The sequence below is a fragment of the Myroides sp. LJL119 genome (genome assembly GCF_054871605.1).
In genome coordinates, this window is the sequence record NZ_JBTXLO010000005.1 from 154,354 (window position 1) to 175,490 (window position 21,137).

Below are 21,137 nucleotides of genomic sequence, written 5' to 3' on the forward strand. Positions count from 1 at the left end.
CTTAAAATAGCTTCATAGAATTTCTGCCAAAAACAATTAGTAACCATTTACCTCTTATTAATATTTGAAAAGATTGGGATTTATCTTGTTGATGTATATCTTTACGATAAATGTAAAAAAGTAGATAATGAAAACTATTGAGGTTGTAGCTGCAATCATAAAAAAAGATAATGAATTTTTTTGCGCTCAAAGAAATACTAATTCTAAGGAATATTTAGCCTATAAATATGAATTTCCAGGTGGAAAAGTTGAACCTAATGAAACCAAAGAAGAAGCACTTTTAAGAGAGATTAAAGAAGAGTTAAATTGGGAAATAACAATTAACAACTTTTTTATGACCGTTAATCACACCTATCCAGATTTTAATCTAATTATGCATTGTTATTTGTGTACAGCTGCAAATTTAGATTTTCAATTAAATGAGCACCTTTCCTATAAATGGTTAACCTTAAATAAACTGGATTCTTTAGACTGGGCAGCAGCAGATATTCCTATTATCGACAAACTACTTAAAGAGAAATAATCATGCAAAATCATTTTCTAGATAGCCTAAGAACTGGCTATGTCGATCATTTATACCCCTCAGTGGTTAAATATCGACCGGAAATACTTATTAATGATTTTAAAAAACAAAAGAAAGTTCTATCTAGTGTTCTATCTCTTTTACTAGAATGTCAAGAATTTACTTTTAGTGTTGCTTTTTTAACCAAAGGAGGACTTGCTGTTTTAATCACCACACTTGATCAACTCCAAGATAAAGGAGTTAAAGGGACTATAATTGTATCAAAGTACCTAAATTTCACTAGTCCTTATGCCCTAGAGATATTATTAAGGTATAAGAATATAGAGTTGCGAATTGATACAAAAAATGACTTTCATGCTAAATGTTATACCTTTAACATAGATAATACATTCACCTTTATTATTGGAAGTAGTAATCTAACAGACAAAGCATTAACTACAAATTACGAATTCAACATAAAAACTAATTCTCTTGTAGATTCCGAGTTAGCCAGACAAGTTATTGGTGAACAGAAACTAATAAGAGAAAATTCCATTTTAGTAACTCAAGAATTTATTGAGAAATACAAAGTAGAATACGAACAAATTAAAAAAGCGCGAGCTAATGTAGATAAATACCTCATATCTTTTGAACCCAATAAGATAACTCCAAACACAATGCAAAAACAAGCATTGGAGAATCTTAAAAAATTACGAGAAAATGGGGCCAAAAAAGCTTTACTTATTTCAGCTACTGGAACTGGTAAAACTTATCTATCGGCCTTTGACGTAAAGAATTTTAAAGCAAAAAAAGTACTCTTTATTGTACACCGAAGTAATATCGCTAGTAAATCCATGGCTTCTTTTGAAAAGATAATTGGATACAATATTGATTCGACTACTAAAATTCATTATGGACTTTTAGATAAAGATAATAAGGACTTTGATAAAGATTACATCTTTTCAACCGTGCAAACTATTAACCGGGACGATACCTTAAATAGATTTGCTAGAGATCATTTTGACTATATTATAATTGATGAGACTCACCGAGCAGCTGCAAAGTCTTATCAAAAGATCTTGGACTATTTCACTCCCAAATTCTTCCTTGGAATGACTGCAACGCCCGAGAGAACCGATGAGCAGGATATCTATGGTTTGTTTGATCATAATATTGCCTATGAAATAAGGTTAAATCAAGCCCTAGAGGCAGATTTACTTACAACCTTCCATTACTATGGGATTAGTGACTTTACCATTGATGGAGAATTAATTGATGAGAAATCAGACTTTAATAAGCTTGTCGATAAAGCAAGAGTAGAGCACATTTTAGAAAAAGTTAACCATTACTCTACCGACTGCGGGCAGTACAGAGCATTAGTGTTTTGTTCAAAAGTAGAAGAAGCAGAATCTCTGGCTAAAATCTTTAACCGCAAAGGCTATAAATCACTTGCCCTTTCAGGGAAAAATACAGAAGCTCAAAGAGAAAATGCCATTTTGAGTCTTGAATCAGATCAACCAGACCGTTTGGAGTTTATTTTTACAGTTGACATTTTTAATGAGGGGATTGATATACCTAAAGTAAATCTGATAGTGATGCTAAGGGCCACACAAAGTGCTATTATCTTTGTCCAGCAATTAGGAAGAGGCCTACGTAAGGCTAAAGATAAATCTTATGTAACGATCATTGATTTTATCGGTAATTATCAAAACAACTACCTAATTCCTATCGCTTTATTTGGAGACACTTCTTATAATAAAGACCACTTAAGAAAAACTATTAGCCAAGGGAGCTTACTTCTACCAGGAGCTTCGACTGTTGAGTTTGATTTGGTTTCTAAACAAAGGATATTTGATTCTATAAACTCCACCAATCTTAGTAAAAAGAAAGACTTACAACATGACTATACCCTATTAAAGTACAAATTAGGCCATACTCCTAGCATGGTTGATTTTATTGAATATGGTTCTAGAGATCCTTATCTGTATGTATCGGAGTTTGGTTCATATTACAATGCAGTAAGATATTTTGAAAAAACACAAACTGATCATATAGACTCTGATTTACAAAATATCTTACGCTATTTTGATTCTGAGATAAACAATGCCAAGCGCATACTGGAAACTTATATTATAAAACAGTTACTTAAAAATAACCAAGGTATTTCAATACAAGATTTAAAAGATGGTTTTAAAGCCACTTTTGAATTTGACATCACTAATCAAGATGTAGAGTCCGCCGTGAGAAATATTAATTTCGATTTCACTACAACAAAATATAATAAAAAAAATGTAACCCTAAGAAACTCGGACTTTTTAAAACAGAAGTCTTTATATAACGTAGTAGTACAAGAAAACCATATGCTTAATCTTTCCAAGGAATATAAAGCAATACTAAAGTATAACCCAGTTTTTAATGAATACATTTCAGATAGTGTAAAGTGTGCTTTATTAATCTACACACAAAAATTAATTAGGGAGAATTACCAAGTTGAAGCAGGTTTTATATTAAATGAGAAATACAGTAGAAAAGACGTCTATAGAATCTTAAACGAATCAATAAATCCTGTTGGTTTAAACATCGGTGGGTATAAAATAAATGACTCAAATACAGCTTTTCCTATTTTTGTGAATTACCATAAACAAGAAGGAATAAGTGAGACAACTAAATACGAAGATGGCTTTATAGACAATTCAACTTTTCAGTGGATGAGTAAAAGCAACCGATCTTTAAATAGTCCCGAAATTATCACCTTACAAGAACATGCCTTAAATAATATTGGCATCTATCTTTTTATTAAAAAAGATAATGATGAAGGAGCAGACTTTTACTTTATGGGATCCTTAAAACCCATTATGGATAGTTTTAAGCAAAGTTATATGCCAAGCACTACAGGAAATAAAACAAAAGTAGTAGAGGTTACCTTCTTGTTAGATTACCCAGTTAAAGAATCGCTGTATAATTATATTATCAATAAATAGTTCTGTTTATAATAAGCCACTATTAAGTATTTACATATTAATGCGCATTCCGGTCTAAAATGAAATGCCTATTTTCAATTCAGCTTAGACCAGAGTGCTTATAAAGTATTGTGATAAGTTTCTACATAAGTATTTTTGGTAAAGCACTACAAAGTAGTAGGTAGGGTGAAATTCCAAAATTAGACATTTCTATCCTTCACAAGGAAAGTAATACCCTCAAATTCTCATAGTTAAACCTCAAACTATTTAACAAGATTAAATATCTAGTAAGTATTCGGGTCGACTGATTGTCTACTTTCTTCAAAATATATACCTACACACCCTCTAGTTCAATATTTTAAACTTAAGTACTTATAAGATTTTACAAGGGATAAACGGCACCCCATACATGACACAAACTAAATGATTATAGAAAAACTAAGAAATAATTAAAAACATATTTCAATGTCTTAAAACTACGATGCAAGCGATTTTAATTAGTGTTACTTTTTTGCCATCATGCCTTTTTAATCAATTACACGTTGAACAGCATCGATAAAAGACTGTCTATGAGCAGTGAGCTCCTTAGAGCTAGCTTTTGGCCAAGCTGCCATTTGAGCAATTACAAGATTTTTGTGTGGATTGATATAAATCATTTGACCAAAAATTCCGAAAGCGCCATAACTTCCATCCTTAAAAACCCACCACAAATAACCATAACCATCGCCCTGGTCATTGGTTGGATAAAGTACTGACGTAGCATCTTTAAGCCACTGGTCTGAAAGAATTTTTTCATCTCCAATTTCACCCTTACCCAACATTAGCATTCCTAAACGTGCGAAATCTCTTAAACTAGCCGAAAGTCCACTACCACCTAAATTAAGATCACTGCATTCATCCGCTAACCAATAGGCAGAATACTCCATTCCAAATGGTTTCCAAATCTTTTCAGAAATATAATCCGCTAAGCTTTTTCCTGTGGCTTTCTGAACTAGAATTCCCACTAAATCAGTTTCACCAGTACTGTAGTTCCAATGCGTACCCGGTTTATATGCAAATTTTAAAGGCTTCATATAAGTCAAAATATGTGATTCACTGCCTTGACATTCTCCCTTGTACATTTGTGCGACATCTGATTTTGGATCTTCATAATCTTCATTCCAAGCAATACCCGAGGTCATGGTTAATAATTGTCGAACAGTTACTTCTCCGTAATCATGTCCGTTAAACTCATGGATATATTTTTTTAAAGGATCCTCTAAACTCTCAATATCGCCTTGTTGTAAAGCGACTCCAACCAACATCGAAGAAACAGATTTTGCTACAGAAAAAGAAGTCCAAAGCGTCTCTTTATTACTTTGCTCAGCATATTTTTCTAGGCGAATATAATTATCTTTTATTACGATAACACCCTGAACATGGTTGTCATTCATGTAGGTATCCAAAATCGTGTCGTCTTCCCACTTTGGGGTTATATTATTATAGGTTTCAAGCGGCGTACTTTGAGCAGAAGAAGAAATAGAAATACTCGGAAAAATAGCATGCATGATTGGGAAGCGGCGTTCCCTTTGTTCTTGCGACCAAAAAAGTAAACTTTCAAGTTTCTGTCCCATGGTTTGTCCAGGTATTTCTGCAAGTTCATTATCGGGCGATTTTACTTGTAGAATTTTATTGTCTTGAGCTATAAGACTTAGTGAACTAAATAGGAAAAACAGAAATAGGAAAAATGGTTTTTTAGTGATCATAATTTTTTTAGAGATTGCTATTGTGAATTAGAAATAAATTATTGTTTTTTTTCGGAGGAATATAACCTAAAGGCTAATAAACTATGTAAATAAAACATGAAAAGAAATTTAAATAATACGCTCACTCTATTATAGTGAAATATTATACTCTGTAACTTATTCCATAAATAATATTTTTTCTAGCCCCTTCCAGTTAAGGATACCACAAAATTCGCTAAATAAATCTTATAATGCCCAGATTTGATAAAGAATTTAAATTCTTCATCAAACCTGGTTTTATATCCTTTAGAGAATTAAAAACAACATTACATTAAACTTGCTGTTCAAGGATAAAACAAATTACCTTCCGATACAATATGTTAAAATGATTGATTTTCAACAATATACCTATTATATAAGGTACAGATGTGATATTAAAACTTATAATACTATACCACATATTAATTTTCAAAAGTAATATGTGGTATTGCTGTTCTTAAAACATTAATTGTCACTATAGTAGTATTAGTTTCTTCTAGTTAACCGATTACTGAAATTTACGGACACTGTACCAAAATCTAACCACAAGGTTTTTTTTGAACTTCCATACTAAAAGATCCAAGATATGTAGTATCTAAGAAACAATTCTAGTTGATTAAAATAGTCTCTCTTTTTACCCTAAAAGTTTCTAATAAATCTGTTCCACGCAATTTTTTTAATTCTGTTAGATTAATTAAATCTGAAAATTTCATAAAATCTTCTTCACTAATCAAAGTATATTCTGTTATTTGTTTTTTTAGCCATGGATCAAAGATTTCAACCAACCTTTTATTACTTTTAGAAATATTTGAATCTTTTGGTAAGATGCAAAGATTATAAATGTTATGTTGTATTATATCTTTATTTTCTAATGTAGAACTCCTAAATAACGATTTAGGTATTATATGGTCTACTTCTAAAGAATAATTAGAAGTTGGACCTTGGATTTCTCGTAGCGCATAGTAATGATATAGAATTGGTTCTAAAATACTCTTGTTAATATTTTCGCCTAATATTTTATTTTCCTCCAGAACTTCTAAAATTAATGACTCCCATTTACTTAGTTCTACTGGTTGCAAAACTTCGGGTAAACTCTTGAAATTTGATATATTTCTTGCAATTAACCCATCGCTTGACCCCCGCCATTGACGTGTTACATATTCGTAAATTAAATTATCTAATAGGATAAATGCGTTTTTTTGAAATTGCCTAGCCGTTTCGTTACCAACAGGTTCTTCTTTCCGCTCCCAATCCAAATACATTAATATTAAAAAATTAAGCGAAATAGCATCACTTAAATTACTCATCATTGAGAAATTGTAGGATTTTAAAAATTTGAAATAAGGTGAGCTCATAATTAATTTCTGTACAGAATTAAGTTTTGTAACCAATTCTTCATAATGAATTTCCCAACTGAATTTTTTGTTGGTACCTAATGAATCTATATCTTCTTTTTTCACTCCTCCTTCAATTATTCCGGAGATAAGTTTGAAACCTAAAGTTAATTTTTTTTCGAAGTCTGTTTTATTATCTGAGAAACTTTTAAAAAAGAAATCTACATAATCTAGACGTCCTAAAATTGTACCAGCCAAGTCCCATTTAACTACATCATCATTTTTGACTCCAATAGAGTTATAAAGGTTAGTTATAGCCGTTTTCTGTTTTTCAGTAGGATTCTTTATTATTCTATTCCAACTTGGTTTAGCAGATAATATTTCAACGGCAGTTAGTGTAGTACCTTTAGAATTGATAATATTAAATATCTTCTGAGAATCAGTAGATTTTAAATCTTTAACTTCAATGAGACCAATTTTAGAATTTGTATATAGAGTAACTATTTTATCAAGAATATCAATTCTTTCGAATATACTATCCCAATTTCTTTCTAATGTTAACTTTAGCTTTGTTTTTGCTTCTTCTTTCACCTGTAATCTATAAAAGACAAAGTCTACAAAACTTTTTTGCTCTTTATAATTTTTCGATTCATCTGTACAGAAATTTTTATACTCTGTAATGAATGTTTTAACTCTCTTAGAATTTAGCTTCCTAGTTCCTGATTCTGAATCAACATAGGGTAGTGATATAACGAATTCAGAAAAATCAAAAGGACGAGTAAAACCATTAGAAAATTTATTTTTATTATGTGTTAACTTAATAATATGCAAAAGAAGATTCAATCCTGACAAGTTTTTATCATAATCATCCATCATTTCTTCATCTGTATTACTTTTTATATATAATAAGTCCTCTACTTCAACAGAACCATCAATATCTTCATTAGATATCTCAATTAATTCTTCATCTTCTAGATACTCAGAAATTTTGAACCAAAATTTTTCTTCTAATTCGTGTAGCTGATCATTGTTACTAAATCCGATATATTTTTTTGCCCAATCATATACATTTTCAGGATCATTATAAAACTGTGTAAGAGCATTTCTCCTTTGTCTCCCGTCTAAAAGCCATCTTGTTGTATTTGACTCACTTTTCTCAATATTCAATATTGTTACTCCAACTGGATATTCTTTAAAAATACTAATACATAATTCAAAATTTTTTCTACTATCCCAAGTTTGCTTTCTTTGAAATCTTGGTAATTTTATGTTGGAATCTTCCACAAAAGTCTTTAAAGGTTCAGGTCTAATTTCGTACATTTTCTAAAGTTTTTTTTTGCAAATAGTAATAATCAACTTTCTAGTCTGAATTTATCAAACATTTAAGTAGCATTAATTTATTATTCTTTTAGTTGTGTTTTAATATCTTTTAGTTATTTGAATTTTGCGTACTATAAATTAGCAGAGCATTTGTAAACGCCGATCTACAAGTATACAATTTAGCAATAAAAATATAATACAGATGTAGTAAAAAAACTTCTATATCAAATATAAATAGTAACTTCCTAGGCAACTTACCGAAGTTATTAAAGATTGACTTAAATACATCTTTATTTTTTAAAAAATCATTATCAAAAGCTTAACTAGAGTAGTAAGTTGGATTACCTAAATTACTTATCCCACTGCAGCCTTTTTAATTCTAAAATTCAACTTTGATTATTTAATCATTAATTTTTTCACGCCAATAAATTGGTTCTAAACTATCTATATTATTCGAAACAAATTCTATGCCTTTAGCTGAGAGTTTACCAACAAGAGAAAAAGGTCCCCACTCTTGTGGTTTTACTAGTTTACATGGTACCAATAAACTTGGTTTATAGGGGATCTTATAAACTTCTCCACTTAAACTATTTTTGATAAAATAATCAGCAGCCATCGGTATGTTTTCATCAAAAGATTTAGAGGTTGTTATGATACTTCCTATAAAGTTAGATTCGTCATGACCTTCCCAAAAAATTATATAGTGAAAACCTGCCTCTTTAGATCTATTTGTTGCTTCTAGAATATCACCTTTATTTCTCATTTTGTTTGAAGTTTTTAAAATTGTCATCTTTTCATTATTACTTACAGCAAACCACTTTACTTGATCTTAGGTATTGAATTACTTAAGATTATTGTTAAAAATACAAAACTAACAATAACTTGCAAAGTAGCTATGTTAAATCCTGTAGCATCCAAAGGTTTTATTAAATCATAACTAACTGTTAAAGAGTTAGCAAAACTATACCAAATAGAGTTAGTTATACCTAGTTCTCCGTTTGGCCCCCATTGAAAAGAAGAACTGTAAGGGTATTTATATAAATAAGCAAAACACACATTTGAAAAAGCTATTGAAAGCATTAAATTAATAAATCTACTTTTTATACGCTCCAAATCCATAGTATCAAGCATATTTTCATCTTTCCAAATGTGATAGTAAAAATAAGTATATAAATTATAAAACAAAAGATACCATATGAATACTGTTGTAAAACAATTTTCAAAATCTAATATTATTATAATTAAAAGGAACAGCCATTTAAGAATTACAAATACATCTATTGCAAAGCGTATAATACGTCGCCTATCATTTGAATCTAAACTTCCTTTATCTTCACCACAACATATATAAAACATTAACTCCTTGAAAGACTTTACCAAATTAAAATCATTTAGAATTTTTGTTATTTTATTAAAAAAAATAATAAAAAAACCATTTTCAGTTCTATAAATAAATTTCTTCATCTCTGTCCTTTTCAATTTTAATTTCTTTCTCTATTATTCTAAGATTATTTAAAGCCCAATTTTTCACACTACTCTTTTCGTGATTAGATAATTTCTCAAATATTTCTCTTCGTCCTTCAAGTAATGGAATTACTGACCCAGACCAAGTAAAACTCCCCATATTGATGCTAAAGCTCCTAAGTACTGTTTCATCTTCACCAAATTCAGATAATAATCTTTCAGCAATTGGATTTAGTTTATTATAAATATCATTCTGACCATCATAAATAGGAACTAATTCGGCTAATCTTGCTGGTGCAATTTCATTATTTTTATTTGCCCACTTAAAAATTGCATCAATATTATTTCCTTCAAAGAGAAGTCCTAGAGAACTATTTTGGATTCCCCTATTTTTTGCACCTAAAATTTGTTTAAAAGCACAAAAAATAAAATAATCCTCACCGATTCCTATCAAACAATTAGCTAATTCATCCCAAACTACATCAAAATATGTTGAAAGTAATACTTTATAAATATGTTTAGCTGTATTTTCAATGTTGAATACGTTCTCTAGAGTTATATTACTAATAATTATCTGGTTATATTTTACAGCTATTTCATTTGATCTCTCACTTTCTATATAATCGATCATAAACATACCGATTCTATAATCAGAAAGGATAAAATAATCCCCATATTTGAGAATGATTGTTTTAGTATAACTTTTAATAACGTTATCAGTGTTAAGTCCATTCTTTAAAATATAAAAAAGAACCTGACAAATAAAAGGTATAAACTGTTTAGTTATTTTTATTAATTCATTGAGAAAAGAAATTAAACTTTCGGATGGGCAGTCTACAAATGCATTAGAGTATGAAAATTTACTTAAGGTCATTATATGGTCTGGGTTTTCACGTACCAAATCAATTAATTCATCAAAATATATGTAACCTTTTTTATCTGATGTAATTAAATAAATATATAAATACTCTAAATCTTGAAATCTTACAATACTCTTATATAATACTTTTTTATTGCTTGACGATAAATTAGACGCAAAACCTTCTAATATTGAGTAATTTCTTTTATCCCTTGGTAATTCATTTAAAATCGTTAATGTTTGATCTATAAAAGGTTTAATCTCTTCTAGTTTAATAAATTTTGAAATCTCCGAACCAAAATATCTAGTATAAAGTGGATCCGAAGAAAGAACTACAGGTAAAGAATCTTTCCAGGAAATTTTTTCTTCGATAAACTCTTTCCCGAGATTTCGGTAAAAAGAATTACTTTCTTCATGTGAAATAAAGGAAGAGTTAAAATCATCCTTGACTTTTTTATATTCCAATAATTTAAGTCCGTGCACGAATTTAAAAGTAAAGCTATCGCAACTTAAACGTTCTACTAAGTGGTCTATTCTTTCTAAACAATCACCATATAAAAAATCATAGTTTATTTTTCTTACGTGGATTAAGCTCTCTAGTCCCTCAATACAACTCCATTTTTCCTGTTCAAACAACACTTCTAGCTTACTAAAAATAAATTCAGCTTCTTTATATCTTATGAAAGAAAAAAGTGAATCTAAAATAATTTTTATACGTATATTATTAAGTGTGTTATCTGTTAGTATGGGCTCTATAATTAAATTTATTATACTTTTCCAATAATTAGTAATTTCTTCTTCTGTTTGTGGCATATATTCTTTTAAAGTGACTACTCCATGCTCTTCTGCTCCAAGTATCCTACTAAAATGAGATGAGGATAGAGCAGATTCTATACATTTAAGAGCTAATCCTTTAGAAGAATTATCTACTCTTTTATATCCCCATTCTAATATATTAAAACGTTCAGCTAAATTAGCTTGAGTACCAGGTAAAAATATTTTAAACAATGACCTTAGCTCTCCAACAGAATTATTTGCCCAATGTTCATTTTCTGCTAAAGCAAACATAAAAAGCGTCTTAACACTAATACTAAAAGTAGATTCAATAAAACACAGCTTACTTAGAGACAAAATTATATTTCTTCTCCCAGCAACTATTCTTAATAAATCTTCTTGCGTCATCCCTCCATAAATAGCCCATAAAGCTTGCGAGGTTGACTTAGGATTCACTTCAACAAATGAGCGGAAGAGGCGTGAACCTAATTCTGTATTTAAAACTTCCGCGTTATGAAAAGCCCCACCTCTAGATGTTAAGTTTTCAACGATTTCAATTGCTTTTTTTTGAGTTCCAAAAAATCTCATTTGTTTTGCTAAAGACTCCATAAGAGCGTTTCGATTTTCAAAACTTTCTATCGCAGCAATATCATTTATTATACGTAATATTTTATCACTGTCACATGTACTCAACCATTCACTTGCTAAATATAATGCTAATGGTATTGGTCTCATTTGTATTTTCCTTCCCCTTTTTTCGAATATACCTCGTTTTAAATAAAAATTACATACCCCTCGAAATTGATTTATAATTATTTCGTGAGAAAAACTATTAACTGATGTAATATCTTTTTGTGTAGCAATAAACTCTAATTGTTTACTTAAATCATCTTCGAACCCAAAACTTGAAAATAATGAACTAGCACATAATATTGCTTTTTTTTCATCATTACTAGCTTCACTTCCTAATAATTTTTTTAAAAGTGTTTTGTCATCTAATAAGCCCAATTCCTCTACTCCCTCTTTCCAATTTTCACAAATTAATGTAGCCATTAAAGGATTGTTATCCGAGAAATCTTTAATTCTTTTCTTTATATAATCTTTATTACGATCTAAAACAAAATATTCCTCTATAATCTTATCAACTATTGAACCTAAATTCTGATTAGTAATTTTTAGGTAATCAATTTTAGGATTTTTGCTTTCCTCTATTTCTTCGGGATTAGAATCCACTGTAATTAAGGATAATTTATTAGTAGATTTACTAAAATAACGTAATAATTGTGTGTGCGTATCTTTGTCACAATTGTCTAATATTAATACCTTATTTTCCTCATTTTTTTGAAGATCCGTTACAATTTTTTTTAAATCTAGATGACTATTATCTTGAAAATCGTAATATAAAGCTTGAGCTGAAAAAGCTTTACTTTCAGCATCCCCTTTAGGTCTAAACATTTCTAGTAATAATCGTGACTTCCCTAGACCTGATAGCCCTAATATTCTAACAGTTCTATTCGCTATTATAGAGCACTTTATTTTTTCAATTGTTCCAGAAACAAACTCATTAATAACAAATGGTAGGGAGCTGTCAAATAACTCATTCCATTCCTCCCATCTATTAAACGGATAAAACTTAGTATTTTGTTCAGTTAATATTCTTTCAATACATAATCTTAACTCATCAGTTAAAGTAGTAGTTAAATTTAATTTAACAATTTCTTTATTAGAATTTTCATTATACTCATACTCAATTGGACGCCTTAAATGTTTTAAATCAAAAGGCATTAAATTTGGTTCAATTTTTAATGATCCAAAATCACTATTTATAATACCTATGATTTTAGATTCAGTTAAATTACTATAAGCAATACCATATTCTATAAGGACATTAGGATTTGGAGTAGGTTTATTATCTTTCCGATATTGTACTCTATTTATTTCGTTTATATACTCTGGAATTTTTCCATTTACAAAAGTTAAATCTGCTACAAAAATATTTGCTTGAGGAATTCGTTCATCCATAATTTTAGAAGCTAATTGTGGTGATCCAGAAACTTCTCTTGTAGATTCTTCAAGTATTAATGTGTTTTCATTAAATAGTGGATCTTTTTCTAAATTTTTTATAGCTTCTTCCAAACATTCTTGTATAAAATTTTTATTATATATTAAATCTGTGGATGATTGCCAAGAGTATACTATCTTAATTTTCATAATTTATTATTTTTGTATAGGTAAACTAGACCTATGAGCCTTATAAAATCTTTATTTACTAAGTCAATGCTGAAGCACTTAATTATACATATTATGTAAAAACATACGCAATATGCCATATCATACTGCTCTCTAGTTTCTAAATCTAAAACTCTTTGGCTGCTAAACATACTTATAAATAAAACCTTAGTTCCTTTTTAATTCTGATGGCACAGACATAACATGCGTTCAGATAGCTTTGCTAAGGTCAATTTTAATCCAGTTTTTTAGCCAAATACTTATATCATTTCTTTTTTATCGAGATTACAATTTAGTTCTAAATAATTAACTATTAAAGCATTGAGTATCACGTTTGCTATTGGTTTATTTTAGTTATTTATTTTTCACCTTATTTGAAAGACTATCTAATATCTTTAAATATTCTTTTTGTTCTTCTCCTTGCTTCTTCTTGATAAATTTAATCTCATCTTTTAAAAAGTCTATTTCTTTGGCATTATTAGTAGAGAAAGTGTATAAAAGTGACGATAAAGCTACAAGAGCAGAAATTGCTGAAATCCAAAGTGCTCTAATAGCTATTTCATTAGTTTTTGTTGAAATATTATTTGCATCTATAGCAATAACATTAGCCTCAACTGAAGCTAATAAACTCTCTCTTTTTAATTGCTCTTGTTCTTCTTCATTTTTAAGTTTTTGTTCATATTTATCTAAACCGCCATATCTTTTTGCTTGCAATCCTTTTTCTGTTAGTTTAATAATTATATCTTCATTCTCCCATCTAATTATTTCAAAATAGCCATTACTAGTAAAATAAAGTCTTACAGGATTAATTATACTAGGAATCTCTTCTTTTTTCTGTTTTTGATAATTACTCCCATCAATAGGTAAATTCCATTCTAAAAACTCATCGATCAAAATATTTAAATCAAAACCATTTTCTATATCGACCTTATTTTTAATGTTGTCTAAATAATAAAATACAGCGATAGCTAATTCTCTAGGATCATTTCCAAATATACTATTCATAAGAGGTTTATTATCTCGAAAACCCGCTAATAAATGTATTCACAAAATCATAGATTTTATATGTAACACGTTCTATTTTGGTGCTGCGTTCTTTTAAACTTGGTTTTTTCATCATTAATCCGACTATTTCTTCACGTAGAGGCTTTTTATTTGTGAATAAATACTCGCCAATCACATGCTCTAATTTATCCTGGTCTAAGGCTTCTGCTTTACTGATTTGCTCAATTGCTTCTTTGCGTTCTATTTCTACAAAATCTTCAAAGGTATTGATTACATCCTCATTTTCTGTAATCAAAGGAAGGTTCCTTTGAATAAACTTCTCAATCAATTCCTTCTTACTTCTCAATTGAATATCAGAATTTAACAAGTCTTGAATCATTTTTTCTTGGCTAGCTTTTTCCTGTACTGGAGCTGCTTGTAAACGAACTAATAGATTTAAAATATAGGTTACATTAATTTCATCTCGGTGAATTAACTCCAATTCAAAATCTAGATCCTCTAATATAGAGTGCCCTTTATCAGGATTAGCGTGTACTCCCTTTGTTTGTTCATATAAATCCAAATACTTGCTTTTATAATCCTCAAACTCTTGGCTTGTTATTGGTAACTCGTCAAAAGAAAAGTCAGCATATTGCTTCATTTTATTGACTAAACGCATTAAGTCTCTAAACGCCTTAATAAATTCAGCTTGCTCTTCTTCATCCTGTAGCTCATTTACGCTATCTACTGTAGGAACAAGGCTAATTAGTTCTTGATATTTTTCATTTAGTTTTTCATCTAGAATCTCATAAGAAGGCTCTATGATCTCTCCAGCTGCATCCGCATTAGCAAACAGCTCAATAGCTTTATCTGTAGCTTCTTTTAAATTTCGGTAGCAAACAATATTACCATGTGATTTTACTTCATCCAAGATACGATTGGTACGTGAATAGGCTTGGATTAAACCATGATAGCGTAAATTCTTATCTACATATAAAGTATTTAAATGCTTACTGTCAAATCCCGTTAAAAACATATTGACTACTATCAAAATATCAATCTGCTGGTTTCTCACTCTATTTGCAATGTCATTATAATACTGATAGAATAAAGCAGAGTCCTTGGTCGAATAATTGGTGGTAAACATTTTATTGTAATCAACAATGAAGTCGTCCAACTCCTCGCGTTTAAACTTCGCAAAATAGTTATCCTTATCTTCAGCCTCCATTCCTAACTCATCGTCTAAATCGTAAGTAGCATTTCTTTTTTGTTCTTCATTAGCTGCATAGGTAAAAATAGTAGCCACCTTTAAATTGTGTTCACTACGCTCTTTCGCCTCTCTAAATAACTTATAATAAGCTACGGCTGCATCTGTATCACTTACACAAAACAAACTCGTAAAAGCTCTATTATGCGTTTTACGATCGTGGTTTTGTATGATATGCTTAACGATAGCTCTTTGCCTTTTGGGAGAACTCATTACTTCAGCTTCATCAATCTTATCGATGTCAATATCTTCAATATAGTCTTTCTGTTTAAACGTGCGAATGTATTCAATCGCAAAGCGCAATACATTCCCATCGCGAATAGCATCTGTAATTACATATTTATGTAGTGGTTTTCCAAATAAGGTTTCGGTCGTACGTGTACCATATTCATTAGTTCCTGCATTGTTAGGAAAGATAGGAGTACCTGTAAAACCAAACATTTGAGCACCTTTAAAAAAGGTCTTAATATTTTCGTGTGTTTCTCCAAATTGCGAACGGTGGCATTCATCAAAAATAAAAACAATGCGTTCGTTTTCTAAGGCTTTCATATCCTTTTGATAATATCCCTTAGAAATAGCATTATTCAGCTTTTGAATAGTCGTAACAATTAATTTATTACTACCTGCCATTTGTTTTACCAATGTCTTGGTATCGGTGGTAGAGTCAATACTTCCTTTGCTAAAACTATTAAATTCGCGAGCGGTTTGGGTATCAAGATCTTTTCTATCCACCACAAATATCACTTTGTGTACTTCAGGTAGGTTAGTTAATATCTGAGCAGCTTTAAAAGAAGTCAACGTTTTACCACTACCCGTTGTGTGCCAAATATATCCGCAATCCTTGGTCGTTTTTACCTGATTAATGATTGCTTCTACCGCATAATATTGATACGGACGCAATACCATTAAGGCTTTTTGGGTTTCGTTCAATACAATGTATTGGGTAATCATTTTTGATAAATGACACGGATTCATAAAATCAGCAGCAAACTCGGATAAGTTTGTGATTAGCTTATTTTCTTTATCAGTCCAATAAAAGGTTTGTTTAAACGAGCGATCTTTTACTCTTCCATTACAGTAGTACTTGGTGTTCACTCCATTGCTAATAACGAATAACTGAATAAATTGAAACAAGCCAAAACCAGCACCATAGGAATGTTTCTGATAGCGATTAATTTGATTAAACGCTTCTTTTAACTCCAACCCTCTACGCTTTAATTCTATCTGTACTAGCGGTAAACCGTTGATAAAAATTGTAACATCGTATCGGTTTTCATAACTTCCCTTCATGGTTATTTGATTGGCAACCTGAAATTCGTTTTTACACCAGTGCTTACTATCCAATAACTGGACGGTTTTATTCTCACCTAATTCATTTACATAAGGAATGCGAGAGCGAAGCGTTTTCGCACGCTCAAAGGTATTTCCCTTGTTGATGTAAATGAGTATTTGCTTTAACTCTGAATCGGTTAAAGTAACTTTATTGTGTTTCTCAATCTGTTGTTTAAAGTTAGCAATCACATCCTGCTCATCTTTAAGCGTAATGCGTTGATAACCTATACCAACTAACTGATCGAGTAAATTATTTTCTAATAGTTGTTCTGGTTGTGTATTCATTATCTCCTAGTAAAAAGATGTAATTCCATTTCAGCTAAAGTTGAATATTCAGTTCCTTGTAAATATTCTTTAGCAAATTCAATTACTATTTTATAATCGTTAATATCCTCAAACTGTGTCCAAGGTTTTAACGGACTGACTTTAAGCTTTTGTTGAATGATGCGATCTACAGGAAAATGGGGTGGAGTGGCAATCCAACCACTGCACCATTGGTATTTTAAATATAAATTCAACAACTTCTGGCTTACACCTATATTTAAAGAACCTTTTTCGAATAGATAGTCATAATTATCTTTCGAATAGTCGCACAGTTCCTTTATGTTTTGATAATGTTGTTCCTCATTCACTTGATTGTGATATTGAGTTACTAATTCGGTATCAATAAATATTTTCAATTCTTTTCTAAAAGCTATACGTTCTTTTTCAGAAGTTTGTTTTATATAAGCATTAGAGCGTTGAAAAGCACCTTGAATAGCTAATACCCAAAACTCGTATAGTAAAAATTCTTTGCTCATAATTTTTTGGTTGGTTTGATACTATACAAACATCTGCTGCAACATCGCTTTTTTAAAGTTCTGTGTTTGGCTTATTTGTTCGTTTACTTTATCTATACTATCGTCTATAAACGACAAGAAATCTGCTATTTTTTGTTGTTCTTTTTCAGAAGTTGGTAACATATATTTTTTACCATTTAAAAAATCTTCATTATTAATATTCATAGTGTTTTTAGCTCCTTTTTGAACTAATGGTACTAAATAATTAAATGTTTCTACTTCTGAAAGAAATAAATCATGCAATAGCATTCCTAAATAAATCGTCTTTGGCTTAAAAACAGCATAAAGCGGAGAAAGTACTGCTGAACGATTAAGTTTGTTTTGTTTTATAATTCCAAATGGAAAACCACTTGTTGGACTCTTTGTATAAACAATATCGTAAGGGTTTACAACTTTATAATGTTCTATATTTTCAGATGAATAAGATCTTCCTAAATGCTCAATCTGATTTATTACACCTTTTTCTTTAGCAACAGAAACTACTTCAGTGTACTTGTTGCCTTTGTTTTTTTCTTTATGCTCTAATAATATATCTTTTAGTTGAAAACTATTCCACTCCAGAAAAGCATTCCCCTTCTCATCTTTAAAACGAATCTCTTGAGAGAACAATTTTTGCATTAGACCTTTTTTGTATAGTGTAAGTTGTTCTTTCTTTTCCTCCAATAAATTTATTTTGTTATCTATCGTAAATAAATAATCGGCTATCTTTTGTTGTTCGGGAAGAGAAGGTAAATTTAAATACAGTGATTTTAGATGATCTGAATAAATATGAATAACTGAAATACCCTGTGACTTCTTAGCGATATCGTATTTCTTTTTATTATTAAAATAATATGCAAGAAATACACCATTTTCTTTTGTTTTGATAATATTTAAATCTCCTCCTAAAGCAATATTATCTTTAATAACACATGAAGCTGTTGCAATATCTAAAGCTGATTCGCCAGAAGCAGGAATAATTATATCATTTGCTTCACTGAAAACCAAATTGGTTTCATCTAAATTGGTTTTAGAAACTATTTTATTAATTACTTCATTATATGTAGTATATAATTCACCATAACGAATACATTCAAAGAGGCCATCTTCAACTATGTCAGCTTTTGAAATATTTTTCCCTTTTGAAAATTTAGCAATATCTTTTAAATAAACATTTTTAAGCATTCCTTTAAACTCAGGAAAACGTAATTTGGGATGTAATGTATGTTCTTGTTCCATTTTATTTCTTTTGTTTGCACTTCGCATTGTCAGTCTGAGCTTGTTGAAGGCTAGTGTTGTTTGCTTCGACAGGCTCAGCATGACATTTAATTAAATCATTACCTTGAGATGCTTGTCCGCTTCCACAAGCTCACCTTGACAAGTGAGTTTCACCGTAACAGATGATTAAAAAGGTGTAGGTATGTTTAATTCGTTACAAAATGAAGTTAGCTTTTTATCTACTTCTGTTAATTCTGTATTAATAGCTTTCAATCGTGTGGCTACTTGGTCTATGTCTATAGGTTCTTCTTCTTCAAATGTATCTACATAGCGTGGTATGTTTAGATTATAATCGTTCTCGGCAATTTCAGTTAAAGTAGCTATGTGGCAATATTTTTCTATTTCTTGTCGGCTGGCATACGCATCTACGATACGCTGAATGTCTTGCTCTCGCAATTTGTTCTGTGTACCCTCTTTTATAAAATTGCCTTCACCACTTGCATCTATAAACACAATATCGTCATCAGCTTTTCGGCATTTTTTTAATACCACAATACAAGTAGGAATACTGGTGCCGTAAAAAATATTGGATGGTAAGCCTATAATGGCATCAATAGCATTTAGCTCTTTTATAAAATATTTACGAATAACCCCTTCTGCTGCGCCACGAAACAACACCCCATGCGGAAATACTGAAGCTACAGTACCGTTATCGGCTAACTGATAATACATATGTTGTAAGAAAGCAAAATCGGCTTTGGTTTTAGGTGCTAACTTTCCGAATTGGTTGAAACGAGCATCAGATGCATTAAGCGGATTAGTATCTCCTTTCCAATTTGCCGAAAAAGGAGGATTGGCTACAATAGCTTCGTAGCGCTGGTCTAAATGACGTGGTTCTTCTAAGGTATCGTCTTGCTCAATGTTGAAACGAGAATAATGCACATTGTGTAAAATCATGTTCATTCGCGCCAAATTGTAAGTAGTTGGATTAAGTTCTTGTCCATAAAAATCGGCTACATTGGTTTCTTTAGCCACACGTAACAACAAAGATCCAGACCCACAGGTAGGGTCATAAACAGAACGTATTTTATCTTTTCCTAAAGTAACTAACTTAGCTAAAATAGTGGACACTTCTTGTGGCGTATAAAACTCCCCTGCTGATTTTCCAGCACCTGCTGCAAACTGTTTAATTAAATATTCATAAGCATCTCCTAAAACATCTGATTCAATATCTTCTAATTTGAAATCTATTTCATTTAGTTTAGATAGAATCTCTACAATAACCTCGTTTCGTTTATCTGGAGTTTTACCAAGTTTCGAAGAAGCTAAATCTATATCTTGAAATAGTCCGATGAAATCTTCTTCCGATTCGGTTCCCATAGTAGACTGCTCAATGTAGTTTAGTGTTTGTTCTAACTCTTCAATGATATAAGTATCAGCCCCTTTTTTAATAATTGCTTCTAATAACTGATCAGGAGCTAAGTAAAAACCAAGCTGAGCTAACGATTCTTCTTTAATAGCTTCCAAAGTTTCAGCATCCTTAACTGCTGTATATTCTTTTACAGCCTCATCTTCTAACAAAGAATTAGCGTAAAGATGTTGTTTTTCGGATAGGTATTTAAAGAAAATAAATCCAAGGATGTAGTTTCTATATTCATCTGCATTAATTCTACCGCGTAAGGTATTGGCAACATCCCAAAGTTTTTGCTCTAAGACATTTTTATTATTTTCTGACATTGTTTTCTTATTTAGGGTAAATATAGGAAATGTTCAATTGAGTTAAAAAGAAATCAAGTGAAAGCATTGGAAAACAAAGCAAACAGTAAAAAGCTTTGATATTGCTACTTTTTTTTATTTTCATTCAAACAGAATAAGGCACCTTTTTACATTCACTAAAGTATTATATATCAAATACACTAAAGATTACCAAGCCAAATAGTTTCTAATTCAAATCTAAAACTAGAAACTCTGCTAATATCTATAATTAAGTTTTGTATATATTGCTTTAAAATTCTTACTTTCATTTGCACATTAGATTCCCTTTTTTTTCTTTTGAAAAGAAAAATTCACCCACTAAATAGATAAACACTTCTCCCTTAGCAAGGATCTTTTTCATACCTTTGTGATTGAAAAATATTACAAACAAGCGTGAGCTGTCGTTTTGGTAACGGAAAACTAGGAATCTTCTACATACACCAAAAAGCGACAGACTTACGCCTGCGCCTTATATTGGCGTGGGCTAAGTCGTCGTGGTGTAAGGTATCCTAGTACCTCCGTTTCCGATTGATTTTAGTTTCACGCCTTTTTTTATAA

The 21,137-nt window shown here is 30.5% G+C and carries 12 protein-coding genes; 2 read left to right on the forward strand and 10 right to left on the reverse strand.

Features of this window, described 5'->3' with window-relative positions; genetic code table 11:
- Positions 1-127: 127 nt before the first annotated feature.
- Entirely contained in the window at positions 128-523 is a 396-nt protein-coding gene (locus tag ACYSNV_RS08120; RefSeq protein WP_461762063.1) for a (deoxy)nucleoside triphosphate pyrophosphohydrolase, read from the forward strand.
- Positions 524-525: 2 nt separating this feature from the next.
- On the forward strand, positions 526-3,483 hold the full coding sequence (locus ACYSNV_RS08125; protein ID WP_461762064.1) for a DUF3427 domain-containing protein: 2,958 nt from the start codon (positions 526-528) through the stop codon (positions 3,481-3,483).
- A 506-nt stretch (positions 3,484-3,989) separates the two neighbouring features.
- Here ACYSNV_RS08125 and ACYSNV_RS08130 read toward each other — a convergent pair.
- From ACYSNV_RS08130 to ACYSNV_RS08175, 10 genes are all read right to left on the reverse strand, one after another.
- Positions 3,990-5,207: a serine hydrolase domain-containing protein gene (locus ACYSNV_RS08130; RefSeq protein ID WP_461762065.1), complete on the reverse strand. Its 1,218-nt coding sequence runs from the start codon at positions 5,205-5,207 to the stop codon at positions 3,990-3,992.
- 626 nt (positions 5,208-5,833) lie between these two features.
- Positions 5,834-7,879, reverse strand: a complete 2,046-nt coding sequence (locus tag ACYSNV_RS08135) for a DUF262 domain-containing protein (RefSeq protein ID WP_461762066.1) — start codon at positions 7,877-7,879, stop codon at positions 5,834-5,836.
- A gap of 400 nt (positions 7,880-8,279) precedes the next feature.
- On the reverse strand, positions 8,280-8,669 hold the full coding sequence (locus ACYSNV_RS08140; RefSeq protein ID WP_461762067.1) for a hypothetical protein: 390 nt from the start codon (positions 8,667-8,669) through the stop codon (positions 8,280-8,282).
- Positions 8,670-8,698: 29 nt separating this feature from the next.
- Positions 8,699-9,343 carry a hypothetical protein gene (locus tag ACYSNV_RS08145; protein WP_461762068.1) on the reverse strand — a complete coding sequence of 215 codons (645 nt, stop codon included), beginning with the start codon at positions 9,341-9,343 and terminating at the stop codon, positions 8,699-8,701.
- Positions 9,324-13,187, reverse strand: coding sequence for a hypothetical protein (locus ACYSNV_RS08150; protein ID WP_461762069.1), 3,864 nt, complete (start codon positions 13,185-13,187; stop codon positions 9,324-9,326). Before ACYSNV_RS08150 ends, ACYSNV_RS08145 begins: the two co-directional genes overlap by 20 nt.
- A 372-nt stretch (positions 13,188-13,559) precedes the next feature.
- A complete protein-coding gene (locus ACYSNV_RS08155; protein WP_461762070.1) occupies positions 13,560-14,210 on the reverse strand; it encodes a hypothetical protein in 651 nt (216 codons plus the stop codon).
- 10 nt (positions 14,211-14,220) lie between these two features.
- On the reverse strand, positions 14,221-17,073 hold the full coding sequence (locus ACYSNV_RS08160; protein ID WP_461762071.1) for a type I restriction endonuclease subunit R: 2,853 nt from the start codon (positions 17,071-17,073) through the stop codon (positions 14,221-14,223).
- Positions 17,073-17,588, reverse strand: coding sequence for a hypothetical protein (locus tag ACYSNV_RS08165; RefSeq protein ID WP_461762072.1), 516 nt, complete (start codon positions 17,586-17,588; stop codon positions 17,073-17,075). Before ACYSNV_RS08165 ends, ACYSNV_RS08160 begins: the two co-directional genes overlap by 1 nt.
- 21 nt (positions 17,589-17,609) lie before the next feature.
- Positions 17,610-18,845: a restriction endonuclease subunit S gene (locus ACYSNV_RS08170; protein ID WP_461762073.1), complete on the reverse strand. Its 1,236-nt coding sequence runs from the start codon at positions 18,843-18,845 to the stop codon at positions 17,610-17,612.
- Between the two features lie 165 nt (positions 18,846-19,010).
- Positions 19,011-20,561 carry a type I restriction-modification system subunit M gene (locus tag ACYSNV_RS08175; RefSeq protein ID WP_461762074.1) on the reverse strand — a complete coding sequence of 517 codons (1,551 nt, stop codon included), beginning with the start codon at positions 20,559-20,561 and terminating at the stop codon, positions 19,011-19,013.
- Positions 20,562-21,137 lie beyond the last annotated feature (576 nt).

Excerpts from the sequence above, each read along its gene's own strand:
- ACYSNV_RS08120 (WP_461762063.1), top strand. The coding sequence starts at position 128 with ATGAAAACTATTGAGGTTGTAGCTGCAATCATAAAAAAAGATAATGAA.
- ACYSNV_RS08125 (WP_461762064.1), top strand. The coding sequence starts at position 526 with ATGCAAAATCATTTTCTAGATAGCCTAAGAACTGGCTATGTCGATCAT.
- ACYSNV_RS08130 (WP_461762065.1), bottom strand. The coding sequence starts at position 5,207 with ATGATCACTAAAAAACCATTTTTCCTATTTCTGTTTTTCCTATTTAGT.
- ACYSNV_RS08135 (WP_461762066.1), bottom strand. The coding sequence starts at position 7,879 with ATGTACGAAATTAGACCTGAACCTTTAAAGACTTTTGTGGAAGATTCC.
- ACYSNV_RS08140 (WP_461762067.1), bottom strand. The coding sequence starts at position 8,669 with ATGACAATTTTAAAAACTTCAAACAAAATGAGAAATAAAGGTGATATT.
- ACYSNV_RS08145 (WP_461762068.1), bottom strand. The coding sequence starts at position 9,343 with ATGAAGAAATTTATTTATAGAACTGAAAATGGTTTTTTTATTATTTTT.
- ACYSNV_RS08150 (WP_461762069.1), bottom strand. The coding sequence starts at position 13,187 with ATGAAAATTAAGATAGTATACTCTTGGCAATCATCCACAGATTTAATA.
- ACYSNV_RS08155 (WP_461762070.1), bottom strand. The coding sequence starts at position 14,210 with ATGAATAGTATATTTGGAAATGATCCTAGAGAATTAGCTATCGCTGTA.
- ACYSNV_RS08160 (WP_461762071.1), bottom strand. The coding sequence starts at position 17,073 with ATGAATACACAACCAGAACAACTATTAGAAAATAATTTACTCGATCAG.
- ACYSNV_RS08165 (WP_461762072.1), bottom strand. The coding sequence starts at position 17,588 with ATGAGCAAAGAATTTTTACTATACGAGTTTTGGGTATTAGCTATTCAA.
- ACYSNV_RS08170 (WP_461762073.1), bottom strand. The coding sequence starts at position 18,845 with ATGGAACAAGAACATACATTACATCCCAAATTACGTTTTCCTGAGTTT.
- ACYSNV_RS08175 (WP_461762074.1), bottom strand. The coding sequence starts at position 20,561 with ATGTCAGAAAATAATAAAAATGTCTTAGAGCAAAAACTTTGGGATGTT.